11 protein-coding genes are annotated in these 12,078 nt (G+C 63.6%); 3 read left to right on the top strand and 8 right to left on the bottom strand.

From position 1 onward, the window contains the following. Positions 1 to 5: 5 nt before the first annotated feature. From IPK59_07850 to IPK59_07865, 4 genes are all read right to left on the bottom strand, one after another. Entirely contained in the window at positions 6 to 764 is a 759-nt protein-coding gene (locus IPK59_07850) for an SDR family oxidoreductase (GenBank protein ID MBK8158671.1), read from the bottom strand. 169 nt (positions 765 to 933) lie between these two features. Further along, positions 934 to 1,758 carry an amidohydrolase family protein gene (locus IPK59_07855; GenBank protein MBK8158672.1) on the bottom strand — a complete coding sequence of 275 codons (825 nt, stop codon included), beginning with the start codon at positions 1,756 to 1,758 and terminating at the stop codon, positions 934 to 936. Then, the gene (locus IPK59_07860) at positions 1,755 to 2,801 is read right to left on the bottom strand and encodes an aldo/keto reductase (GenBank protein ID MBK8158673.1); all 1,047 of its coding nucleotides are present in this window, start codon (positions 2,799 to 2,801) and stop codon (positions 1,755 to 1,757) included. Before IPK59_07860 ends, IPK59_07855 begins: the two co-directional genes overlap by 4 nt. Before the next feature lie 200 nt (positions 2,802 to 3,001). Next, positions 3,002 to 3,778, bottom strand: coding sequence for a GntR family transcriptional regulator (locus IPK59_07865; protein ID MBK8158674.1), 777 nt, complete (start codon positions 3,776 to 3,778; stop codon positions 3,002 to 3,004). Positions 3,779 to 3,878: 100 nt separating this feature from the next. Between IPK59_07865 and IPK59_07870 the strand changes: the two genes are divergently transcribed. Then, complete coding sequence (locus IPK59_07870) at positions 3,879 to 5,420, top strand: altronate dehydratase (protein MBK8158675.1); 1,542 nt, start codon at positions 3,879 to 3,881, stop codon at positions 5,418 to 5,420. A gap of 109 nt (positions 5,421 to 5,529) precedes the next feature. Here the strand turns inward: IPK59_07870 and IPK59_07875 are convergent, their stop codons facing one another. The 4 genes from IPK59_07875 to IPK59_07890 are packed head-to-tail and all read right to left on the bottom strand — an operon-like array spanning position 5,530 to position 9,973. Continuing rightward, positions 5,530 to 6,504: a 2-dehydropantoate 2-reductase gene (locus tag IPK59_07875; GenBank protein MBK8158676.1), complete on the bottom strand. Its 975-nt coding sequence runs from the start codon at positions 6,502 to 6,504 to the stop codon at positions 5,530 to 5,532. After that, complete coding sequence (locus IPK59_07880) at positions 6,501 to 8,033, bottom strand: AMP-binding protein (protein MBK8158677.1); 1,533 nt, start codon at positions 8,031 to 8,033, stop codon at positions 6,501 to 6,503. Before IPK59_07880 ends, IPK59_07875 begins: the two co-directional genes overlap by 4 nt. 13 nt (positions 8,034 to 8,046) lie before the next feature. After that, positions 8,047 to 8,217: a hypothetical protein gene (locus IPK59_07885; protein MBK8158678.1), complete on the bottom strand. Its 171-nt coding sequence runs from the start codon at positions 8,215 to 8,217 to the stop codon at positions 8,047 to 8,049. A gap of 7 nt (positions 8,218 to 8,224) precedes the next feature. Beyond that, positions 8,225 to 9,973, bottom strand: coding sequence for a GMC family oxidoreductase N-terminal domain-containing protein (locus IPK59_07890; protein ID MBK8158679.1), 1,749 nt, complete (start codon positions 9,971 to 9,973; stop codon positions 8,225 to 8,227). A gap of 117 nt (positions 9,974 to 10,090) precedes the next feature. On the opposite strand from IPK59_07890, the gene IPK59_07895 reads away from it, so the two are divergent. Together IPK59_07895 and IPK59_07900 are read left to right on the top strand one after the other, a co-directional pair. Beyond that, positions 10,091 to 11,266: an alanine--glyoxylate aminotransferase family protein gene (locus IPK59_07895; GenBank protein MBK8158680.1), complete on the top strand. Its 1,176-nt coding sequence runs from the start codon at positions 10,091 to 10,093 to the stop codon at positions 11,264 to 11,266. Between the two features lie 45 nt (positions 11,267 to 11,311). Beyond that, entirely contained in the window at positions 11,312 to 12,049 is a 738-nt protein-coding gene (locus tag IPK59_07900) for an SDR family oxidoreductase (protein MBK8158681.1), read from the top strand. Positions 12,050 to 12,078 lie beyond the last annotated feature (29 nt).

The following is a 12,078-nucleotide window of genomic DNA, read 5'->3' on the forward strand; positions in this document are numbered from 1 at the left end:
ATTCCTCAGGTGTTGGTCCAGCCGCCATCGACGGTCAGGGCTGTTCCGGTCATAAGAGCAGATTCGTCGCTGGCAAGAAAGACCGCAACGGCGGCGATCTCCTCGGGCGTGCCAAGGCGCCCCATCGGCTGGCGGGCAATGAAGGCGGCGCGCGCCTTGTCGTAATCGCCCCCCATCGTTTCACCAACCGCGCGCATGCGGTCCTGCAGCGACGGGCTTTCCACCGTGCCGGGGCAGATCGCGTTGCAGCGAATGCCCTTGGTGACGAAATCCGCCGCCACGGATTTGGTGAGGCCTATCACCGCCGCCTTGCTGGCGCCGTAGACGAAACGATTGGGAACGGCGATCAGAGACGAGGCAACCGACGACATGTTGACGATCGAGCCCTTGCCGCGATCGAGCATACCCGGCAGCACGGCACGGATCAGGCGATACATCGACTTCACGTTGAGGTCGAAGCTGAAATCCCAATCCTTCTCTTCGCATTCAAGGATGGTGCCGCTATGGACGAAACCGGCGCAGTTGAAGAGCACGTCGATGCGCGGTTCTTCCTTGGCAAGCGCCGCGATCGCGTCTGCCTTGGTCACATCGAGCACGTGGGTGCGGATGTTGGCGACACCCTTCAGCCTTTCGAGATTGGCAGCGGAGATATCGGTCGCGATGACGGTCGCCCCTTCCGCGGCATAGGCGCGGGCGGTGGCCTCGCCGATGCCCTGGGCCGCTGCCGTCACCAGGGCGATCTTGCCGGCTAGTCTGTTTGTCACGATGGAATTCCTTTCTTAGCCTCTCCCCTCGCGGGAGAGGCGGCGAGCGTTGAGCCGAGCGGTGAGGGGGTGGCGGCAGCCGACTCGTTGCTCCCCCTCACCCCGACCCTCTCCCGCAAGGGGAGAGGGAGACGCGTTCAATGCGGCAATAACAATCAAGATCGGCCGATCACGCAATCCGGTAAAACTCCTGTGCGGTGCCGCCGAAGATGCGGGCTTGGTCGGCGGGCGAAACCAGAGCTTCGGCAGCGTTGCGCCAGGAATCGTAGCCACCGGCGAGATTGACCACCGGCCAGTCCGACCCCCACATCACACGATCCGCACCGAAGCTGTTGATGACGTGTTCGGCATAGGGTTTCAAGGTCGCGACGTTCCAGTCGGGCTTCGCTTCGGTAGCAAGGCCGGAGAGCTTGCAATAGACCGGTGTCTTTGCGGCGATCTTTGCCATGGCGCCGGCCCAGGCATCAAAAACCTCGTTACGGATTTCGGGCTTCAGGCAATGGTCGATGACGATGCGCATTTTGGGATACCGGTCGAACAGGCGCTGGAAATTGCCGAGATGGCGGGGCACGCCCAGCGCATCGAAGGTGAGATCGAGCGCGCAGACCGCGTCATAGGCCCATTGCACATCCGGGCGCAGCATCCAGTCGACATCGGTGATGTCCTGGATCATCGGCCGCACACCGGAGAATTTGGCATGGCCCGCCCAGCGTTCGAGGTGGCGACGATGATCCGGATTCTCGCAATCGACCCAGCCGACGACCTTGGCGATCCAAGGCGTCGCATCGGCGAGGCCCAGCATGTATTCGGTTTCTTCGATGCTGGGGGCGGCCTGCACCAGCACCGTGCGGTCGATCTGGTATTTCTGGCGATATGTGTCGAAATCGGCCGGCACGAAGTCGCGGCGGATCGGGGCGAGATGGGGGCTCGACTCCATCCAGCCGTAATCACCGCGCGCGAGCGCCCAGAAATGCTGGTGCGCGTCGATCCTCACTTGCCGCCCCGATCCAGACCGTGCGGCACCGGCGCTTCGGGACGGATGAAACCCTTGGCCTTCAGCTCGGCCCAGAGGGCGGAGGGGATGTCGGCTGCCAGTGTGTGCATATTGAGCGCCACTTCCTGCGGCCGGCTGGCGCCGGGAACGACGCTGACCACGGCCGGGTGCACCAGCGGAAAGCGCAAGGCCGCTTCGACAAGTTTCACGCCGTGGCTGGTCACGATTTTCTCGATGCCGGCTACACGGTCCAGGATGTGCTGCGGCGCCGGATCGTAATTGTAGAAGGCGCCGGGCCTGGCACCGGTCGCGAGGATGCCGGAGTTGTAGGCACCACCGATGACAATGCCGATCTTGCGCTGCTCGCAGAGCGGAAGGAAGGAACCCAGCGCTTCCTGTTCGAGGAGTGTGTAGCGGCCGGCCAGGAGAAACAGGTCGAAATCGCCTTGGCGGGCCAGGGTTTCGCACACTTCCCATTCATTGACGCCGGCGCCGAAGGCCTTGATGACACCCTGGTCGCGCAGCTTGATAAGCGCGCCATAGCCACTCTTCATCAGTTCGGCCACCTTCGCGTCACGAGCAGCGGCGCTGCCGTGGTTGAAGATGTCGATGTCGTGGACAAACAGGATGTCGATGCGATCCAACCCAAGCCGTTCAAGCGAGGCCTCGAGCGACCGCATGATGCCATCATGGGTGTAGTCGTAGATCTCGCGCCGCGAAGGCGTATCGAAGAACTTGCCGATGCCGGTGCGCTCCGACGGCGGGCAGGCCTGCAGTAGCCTGCCCACCTTGCTGGAGAGCACATAGGAGTCACGCGGCTTGCCCCGCAGAAAATGATTGAGGCGGGTTTCCGACAGGCCGAGGCCATAGAGCGGCGCCGTGTCGATATAGCGGATGCCGGCATCCCACGCTGCTTGGGCTGTCGCCTGCGCTTCCTCTTCCGGCAGTGCGCGGAACAGATTGCCGAGCGGCGCCGTACCGAAGCCGAGTTCGGTGAAGGTGAGCAACGCGCCGGAGGGCGCTTTGAAAGATTTCGATTTCATGACTGCGTGGTCCCCTGTCGTATTTTTTCTGCGCTGCTATTTGAAGGCAGCCCCCTCGTCCCGACCCGCCGACGAAGGTCGGCATTCGCCTCCGGGCGGGAAGAGGGTTGAGGTGAGGGGCGATACCAGGTGTGTCCCAACCGCCCCCTCACCCTACCCTCTCCCCCAAAGGGGGCGAGGGTTCGTATTCTTGGTCGGTATCATCGCTGTGCCCGCTTCTTTGGTTCAGCCTTCACGGCCAGCGCCGCTGACTTGATCGGCACGTTCGGCCTGTCCGCGAAAATCTCCGGTTGCTTGTGCGCCAAGGTCAGCAGTTCCGCCATTACGGCATCGAGATGTGCGATCATGGCGGCAGCGGCGGCTTCGCCATCACCGGCAACGATCGCCTTCACGATCTTTTCGTGTTCGTCATAGGTGAGCTTGTGGCGGCGCTTCGAGGCGAGCAGCCGGCGGATGCGATCGAGGCCCATGCGGGCGCTTTCCACGGTGGCTTTGACGCGGTCAAAGCCCAGGGCCGTGAAGATGATGTCGTGAAATTCAAGGTCGAGCTTGTGGAAACCGGCCGGATCGCCGGCACTGGCCGCGGCCTTCTGATAGCGGATGTTGCGCTGGAGGGCTGCCAGCACATCGGGCTGAATCTCACGGGCGAGCGAGCGAACGGCCTCGCTCTCAAGGGCCCGGCGCAGGAACAGGTTTTCGCGCACATCGCCCAACCGGATGAGCGACACGATCGTGCCGCTTTGCGGGCGGATCTCGACCAGCCCTTCGCCCTGCAGGCGGGAGAGCGCTTCGGAGACGGGGAAACGGGAGACGCCGAGGCGCTGGCAGAGCGCCGCCTTGTCGAGCTGGGTTCCCGGCTGGAGCTCAAGCGAAACAATGGCTTCGCGGAGTGCCGCCACCACGCGCGCGGTGGCACCGCCCCGGGTCTGGCCCCGGACGTCGCCCAAAAACGCGTAGGATTCTGCTTTCAAGTTCATACTAACATGTTAGAATGCCGCATCAGAAACGCAACCTCTTTTTGCCGCGCGGGGCCATATTTCACAGCCGCATCGCGCTAAGAACACCGGAAAGAAAGCCATGAGCCAAATGACCACCGTCAAGACCGAGCCGCGCGCCATTCGCCTTTCTCCGCGCGACAACGTCGTCGTCGCGGTCGATGAGATTCCGCAAGGGTCGCTAGCCGCCGGCGGCATCGCCGCCAATGCGCGCATCGCGCGGGGTCACAAGATGGCGGTGTCGTCGATCGAGATCGGCCAGCCGGTCTTGAAGTTCGGGCAGATCATCGGCTTTGCCACGGAGACGATTGCGCCCGGCGATTGGATTCACGAGCACAATACCGGCATGGGTGCGTTCGACCGCGATTATCAATTCGCGGCCGGCGCCAAGAATGACGAGGTGCTGCCGGTCGAAGCGCGCGCCACCTTCCAGGGCTATCGCCGTGCCAACGGCAAATCCGGCACCCGTAATTATATCGGCATTCTCACCTCGGTAAACTGCTCGGCCTCAGTGGCGCGCTTCATGGCGGAGGCGGTCAACAAGAGCGGCATGCTCGATGACTACCCCAATATCGACGGCGTCATCCCCTTCGTGCACGGCACCGGCTGCGGCATGGCGTCGAAGGGTGAAGGCTTCGATATCCTCAAACGCACGCAATGGGGCTATGCCACCAACCCGAACCTTGCCGCGGTTCTGCTGGTGGGATTGGGCTGCGAGGTGTTCCAGATCAGCCGCATGAAGGAGCTCTACAACATCGTCGAGAGCGACACCTTCCGTACCATGACCATCCAGGATACCGGCGGGACGCGGAAGACGATCGAGGCCGGCATCGCGGCCATCAAGGACATGCTGCCCAAGGCCAATGACGTGCGGCGCGAGACCATCTTGGCATCCGAGCTGATCCTGGCGCTGCAATGCGGCGGTTCGGATGGGTATTCCGGCATCACCGCCAATCCGGCGTTGGGGGCCGCGGTCGATCTCATCGTGAGGCATGGCGGCACAGGGATTCTCTCCGAGACGCCGGAGATTTATGGTGCGGAACATCTGCTGACGCGCCGCGCGGTCAACCGCGATGTCGGCGAAAAACTGATCAGCCGCATCAAATGGTGGGAAGAATATTCGGCGCGCAATGGCGGCGAGATGAACAACAACCCTTCACCCGGCAACAAGGCCGGTGGGCTTACCACCATTCTGGAGAAGTCGCTGGGGGCAGCCGCCAAGGGCGGCACCACCAACTTGACCGCGGTCTATGAATATGCCGAGCAGGTGACGGCCAAGGGTTTCGTATTCATGGACACGCCGGGCTATGACCCCGTCTCGGCCACCGGCCAGGTCGCGGGCGGCGCCAACATTCTGTGCTTCACGACCGGGCGCGGCTCGGCCTATGGCTGCAAGCCGACGCCGTCCATCAAGCTTGCCACCAACACACCGATGTACGAGCGCATGGTCGAGGACATGGACATCAATTGTGGCGACATCCTCGACGGCGTCACTGTGCAGGAGAAGGGGCAGGAGATTTTCGAGCTGATCCTGCGCGTGGCTTCCGGCGAGCAGTCGAAATCCGAACAGCTCGGCTATGGCGATAACGAGTTCGTGCCATGGCAGATTGGCGCGACGATGTAGCCACGACTCGTGCGTCATCCCCGCGAAGGCGGGGATCCACGAGTTGCTTTCTTCATGCTGTTGGCAAACTCGTGGATGGTCGGCCTTCGCCGACCATGACGATTGAGCTTTAGACCAATCCCAACAATTGCACCTTCTGCCTGACCAGCGCGTAGATCGTGTCGATGGTGGGTGTCGGCACGTCGACCAATCGGCCGAGATCGCGCACGGCGCCGACGATGGCATCGAGTTCAATCGGACGGCCGCGCTCAATATCCTGCAGCATCGACGTCTTGTGTTCGCCGACGGCGGCCGCACCGTTGATGCGCTTTTCGACATCGATCGGCATCTTGACGCCAAGCTTCAAGGCGATCGCTTCTGCTTCCGACATCATTGCCTTGGCGATGGCGCGGGTGTCGGCATCACCGCAAATGCGCGCCAAGGTGCCGCCCGTGAGGGCGGAGAGCGGATTGAAGGCGACATTGCCCCAGAGCTTCACCCAGATCTCCGTGCGGATGTCTGGCTTCACCGGCGCCTTGAAGCCGGCGGCGATGAAGGCGGCACTGAGCGCCGCGACCCGCTCGGTCTTGACGCCACTCGCTTCTCCCAGGGAGAAGCGGTCATTCTCGACATGATGGATATGGCCGGGAGCCACGACCTCAGCTGCCGGATAAACGACGCAGCCGATGACGCGTTGCGGGCCGACAAGCTGCCAGAGCTTGTCCTCCGGATCGACCGAAGGCAGACGCGCATCCTTGAGCGATCCCTCGGCACCGTAGAAATACCACCAGGGCACGCCGTTGACGGCCATCACCACGCCGGTATCGGGACCCAGCAGCGGCGCCAGCTTGTCGGCAATGCCCGGCACGGCATTGGCCTTAAGGGCGACGATGACGAAATCCTGCGGGCCGGCCTCGCGCGCATCCTCGGTGGCTTTCGGATGCACGGTGAAGTCGCCGGAATGGCCGGTTAGATGCAGGCCCTTTTCCTTCAGCGCCGCGAGATGTGGCCCGCGGGCAATGAGGGTCACCTCCTGCCCGGTTCGGGCAAGGTGCGCGCCGATGAGACCGCCGATGGCACCGGCACCGTAGATCGCAACCTTCACAGCTTTGCGCTTTCCGGGCCGAGGCCAAGCTTCTGCGCAAGGCCGATGCGCTGCAGCTTGCCGGTGGCCCCCTTGGGGATCTCGGCAAGGAAGAGAATCTTCTTAGGTACCTTGAAATCGGCAAGGCGGGTTGCCGCGAAGTCCCGGAGTTCCTTCTCAGTGGCACTCTGCCCTTCCTTGAGGACCACGGCGGCGCCTACTTCCTCACCCAGCTTGTCATGCGGAATGCCGAAGGTGACGATCTGCGCTACAGCGGGGTGATCCATCAGGATGTCGTCGACCTCGCGCGGAGAGATCTTCTCGCCACCGCGGTTGATGATCTCCTTGAGGCGGCCGGTGAGGCGCAGATAGCCCTCGCCGTCCATCGTGCCCTGGTCGCCGGTGCGGAACCAGCCGTCGCGAAAGCCTTCTTCATTGGCCTTCGGGTTGTTGGCATAGCCCGGCGTCACATTCGCACCCTTGATGACGATCTCGCCTACCTCACCGGCAGGGAGCAGCTTGCCATCCAGCCCCATGATGGCAACGTCGGGGCCGGCCGCTATTCCAACCGAACCCGGCTTGCGCGGCCGCGGCGGGAGCGGGTTGCTGGCCATCTGATGTGCGGCTTCCGTCATGCCATAGGCTTCGATGACGGGGCAGCCGAAGGTCTCCTCAAGCTGCTTCATCACCTGCGGGGGCAGGCTCGCCGACGAAGAGCGGATGAAGCGCAATTTGCGCCGCGCCAGCACGTCGGCGTTGCGGTCGGCGCGCGCGAGTACCGTCTGGTGCATGGTGGGAACGGCCGTGTACCAGGTGGCCTTGGCCTCGTCGAGCTGGGCGAAGAATTTCAACGCATTGAAGCCCGGCGGCACATGCACCGAGGCACCAGCCGCAAAGGATGAAAGCAAGGCGGCGATGAGGCCATGACTGTGGAAGAGCAGCATCACCACCAGCGCGCGATCGGCCGGTGTCAGCGACAAGGTGCGCACGATATTGCGGGCGGAGGTCGCGAGGTTGCGCTGGGTAAGCGGCACGATCTTGGGGCGTGAGGTGGTGCCGGAGGTGTGCAGCACCAGGGCGACATCGTCCGGCGACGGGTTGGGCGCGCCGTGATCGGCAAAGGGAATGGAGAGGGTCATGGCGCCAGCCGGACCGCTGAGATCGGGCGTCACATCGATGACCCGGATGTTGTGCTTGCCCGCCACCTCGCGCGCGGGCGAATCGCCGCCGCCCAGGATCAACAGTGCCTTGGCATTGAGATCGCCGAGATAGAAATCGAATTCGTCGCCACGATAGGCGGCGTTCAACGGCGCCGCCACGGCGAAGCTCGCCACGGCCACGAAGAGTGCTGCCATTTCCGGACCGTTGGGAGCCACGATGGCGACCGCATCCTGCGGGCCGATGCCGATGGCACGCAAGCCGCCGCCGATGCGGTTCACCAGCGCCACGAGCTCGCCGCGCGTCATGGTGCGGCGCTCCGGCGCGCCGATAGCGTCGGCCGTCGCGGGGCCGCCTTGCAGCAGGGCCGGAACTGTCGCCAGGTCGGTCATGGTCATGAATCCTTCAGAGTCCGAGATCGGTCACGTTGCACGCTACCCTGCCCGCTCCGGCCGGGGCGGCGCAAGTGGCTTCGAGATGCGAAATATCCGTCTGGCGCGCGCGCACCAGATCAACCTGCCCCAGCGTGCCCCGCCAATCGGTGAGGCGGCCGCAGACGATGTTCTCGATCATCATCTGGCGCTCATTGTCGTCGCGGTTGACATAGAGGGCGCGATCCCTGGTGGATTGCCGCAGCGCAATGTTGAAGGTGGTGCCAGGCGCCAGATGGCCCATGTCGCGCTCGACCCAGTGGCCGTAGATGATCTTGCAGCTGAGCGGCTCGCTGCCGGTATTGGTCAACTGCACGATCGCGCGACGGCTTTCCGGCGACGCGGCACAGGCGGCAAGGGCGAGGGTCAGCAACAGGGCGACAAGCTTCATGATCACATCCCGGCGGGGGCGAGGTCGGCCTTCCCAATAGCAGGTCCGAGGCCCGTTCGGCGATGGCAATGATGGCGGCGTTGACCGGGCCGGTGGTGATGCTGGGCAGGATCGAGGCATCGCACACATAAAGGCCGTCGAGGCCGCGGAGTTTGAGATCGAGGTCGACCACGGCGTCCGCCCCCCTTCCCATGCGGCAGGTACCCACGGGATGATGATGCGTAAAGGCCGCCTGCTCGAGGAAGCGGGCGCGGTCGGCATGGGCCGGTCCCGGCAGGATCTCCCGCGCGCGCCACTCATCCATGGCCTTGGCCGAGCCGATCTCCTGTGCCATGGCGAGCGCATCGAGATAGACCGCGCGGTCATAGGGATCGGCGAGGTAGTTGGGATCGAGCAGGGGGGCAGCGTTCGGGTCGGCGCTGGCAAGGCGCAGGCTGCCACGGCTTCTGGGATGCGTGAAGCCAAACATGAGCGTATAGGCACTGCCTATGGGCGGGGCCGTGAAACATTCCGTGACCACAGGTGCTGTGACGCAGGCGAGCACCAGTTCCGGCACAGGCGAATGGCTGCCGGGTCGCGGCAGGTACATCAGCGCTTCGGAATTCTGGTATTTCGACGGTGGCACCGGGCGTTTCGCTTCATAGACATTGCCGCCCGACAGAAGATGGTCGTGCAGGTTCCTGCCCACGCCGGGGAGATCATGGCGCGGCGGAATGCCGATGCTGATCAACTCATCGGAGGGGCCAATACCGGAGCGCAGCAGCAGCGTCGGCGAGCCGATGGCACCGGCCGCCAGAATGACGCCCGCCTCGGCCCGGATTTCACGGGGTCCGGTCGGCCCGTCGACCAGGGCGCCGATGCAGCGCGATCCTGCCACGATGAGGCTGAGGACACGGGTGTTGGCAAGCAGCATGAAGTTAACGCGACCTTCGGTCAGCGGCAGATAGGCATCGGCGATGGTCTGGCGTTTGCCGTCCTTGATGGTGAGCGTGTTGAGCGTGGGCCCGGCCATGCCGGGCGCATTGTGGTCGGCAATGGGGGCAAAGCCGCATTCGGTGCCGGCCGCAAGATAGGCGCGGGTCACCGGGCTGGCATCCAGCGGTCGGATGAGGTGGAGCGGGCCATTCTCCGATCGCTCGAAATAGGGCAGCAGGTCCGCGTGGGACCAGCCCGGGCACTGCCAATTGTCGAAATCCGCGGGTGCCCCGCGCACATGAGCCATGGCATTGATCGCCGTCGACCCGCCCAGCACCTTGCCGCGCGGCCAGTCATGGATGCGGTTCGCGGTATGGGCCTGCGGCACTGTGCGATAAGCCCAATCGACCTCGCTCCCTTGCAGCAGCGGCCATTTGCCGGGCTCATGGATCATGGGATTGCGCGCCGCGCCGCCAGCTTCGACCAGCCCTACTTTCACGGTCGGATCGGCGCTGAGGCGGGCGGCCAAAACCGCCCCGGCTGTTCCCGCACCAATTATCAGATAGTCGAACCAATCTGCCGATGCGGGTGCCATTTTTTTACCGGACCAATCCATCATTGCGATGGATATTGTTTTCACTTTTCGGGGCCGGAGTCTAGAATGTCCTGAACCAAAAACACCGTGCCGAACCAAAAGGGGAGCTTTCATATCATGGCCGCCGCTGAACTCAAGGAACCAGTTGTCACCCTCTCGGCCGGCCCGGTCGCCGCCTACCCCCGTGTCCTGCGCGCCATGTCGCGGCCCATTCCCTATGATTACGACCCATATTTCCAGCACTTCTACGAAGGCGTCACCAGGAAGGCGGCAACAGCGCTGAAGGTGAAGGACCCGGCACTGATCCTGCATGTCGAACCAGCGGCTGCCATCGAGGCGGCGGCCGCCTCGCTCATCGGGCCCAATGACACGGTCCTCAACCTGGCCTCCGGCGTTTACGGCAAGGGGTTCGGATATTGGTCCGCACGGTACCATAAGGACATGGTCGAGATCGAAGTGCCCTTCAACGAGGCGATAGATCCGGCGGCCGTTGAGGCCGCCTTCAAACAGCGCCCCGACATCAAGGTTGTCTCGCTGGTGCATCACGACACCCCGTCCGGCACCATCAATCCGGCGCGGGAGATCGGCAAGATCGTGCGCGCCCATGGAGCTTTGCTGCTGGTCGACGCCGTCTCCTCCTTCGGCGGCATGGACATTCATCCGGGCGATTGCGAGGCGGACGTCTTCATCACCGGCCCGGGCAAATGCCTGGGCGGCGCGCCGGGCATCACCTTCATTGCCGTCTCTGACCGGGCCTGGGCGCATATGGAAGCCAATCCCAAGGCCCCACGCGCCTCGATCCTTTCCTATCTCGACTGGAAGGATGCCTGGCGCCATGACAAGCCCTTCCCCTTCACGCCGTCGGTCGCTGAGGTGAATGGCTTCGACGCGGTCCTCGACCAGTATCTCGACGAAGGACCCGAGAAGGTCTGGAAACGCCATGCCCTGACCGCGCGCGCCACCCGCGCCGGCGTGCTGGCCATGGGTCTGCAACTCTGGGCGAAGACCGAGAGCATCGCCTCACCGACCACGACCGCCGTGCGCATTCCCGAAGGTGTCACCGATTCCGCCATCATCGACGCCGCCCGCCAGATGTTCGGCGTGGTCTTCTCGACGGGACGCAACGACACGATGGGCAAGCTGTTGCGCATCGGCCATATGGGCCTGGTGGCGGAGCCGGTCTATGCGGTGGTTGCCATCACGGCATTGGGCGGCGCCCTGCGCAAGCTGGGCAGGAAGGTCGATGTCAGCGCCGGTATCAATGCGGCGCTGCAGGTGATCGAAGCGGCGTAACAGAAACACATAGATAACAATCCAAACAGGCTGAAGGAGACGAGAATGCACAGGTTTGAAGGCCGCGTGGCGGTCGTTTCGGGCGCGGCGCAAGGCATGGGCAAGGCGGTCGCCTTGCGCCTGGGACGTGAAGGCGCCACCGTGATTGCCGCCGACATCAACGGTGCCGGTGCCAAGAAGACAGCCGCCGAAATCGGCGGCAAGTCGATCGGTGTCGCCTGCGATATCGGCGATCCCACCTCGGTCACGGCACTGTTCGCGGAAGTGGCGAAGTTCGGCAAGCTCGACGTCCAGATCAACGCCGCCGCCATTGTACCCTTCGTGAAGTGGGATGACCTTACTTTCGAGGAATGGCGCCGCGTGCTGCGGGTCAATCTCGACGGCCTCTACCTCATGTGCAAAGCCGGGTCGGACATGATGCGTAAGGCCAATTACGGCCGCATCGTCAATTTCTGCTCCAATTCGATCTTCGCCGGCACGCCGAACATGGCGCATTACGTGGCGTCAAAGGGCGGCGTGCTGACCTTCACCCGCGCACTTGCGACCGAACTCGGCGCCTACAAGATCACGGCCAATTCAGTGACCCCGGGCCTGGTCGATTCCGAGAGCGTCCAGCAGAGCCCGCACAAGGAAGCCTTCGGCTTCGTCGAGATGCTGCAGGCGATCAAGGGCCACGGCAAGCCGGACGATGTGGTGCCGGCGGTGGCGTTCCTCGCCTCTGACGAAGCGCATTGGATCACCGGCCAGACGCTCAACGTCGATGCCGGCATGGTGCGCTGGTAACATCAGATTCGTCATCCTCCGCGATGGCG

The sequence above is a fragment of the Rhodospirillaceae bacterium genome (genome assembly GCA_016712715.1).
GTDB lineage: Bacteria > Pseudomonadota > Alphaproteobacteria > Dongiales > Dongiaceae > Dongia.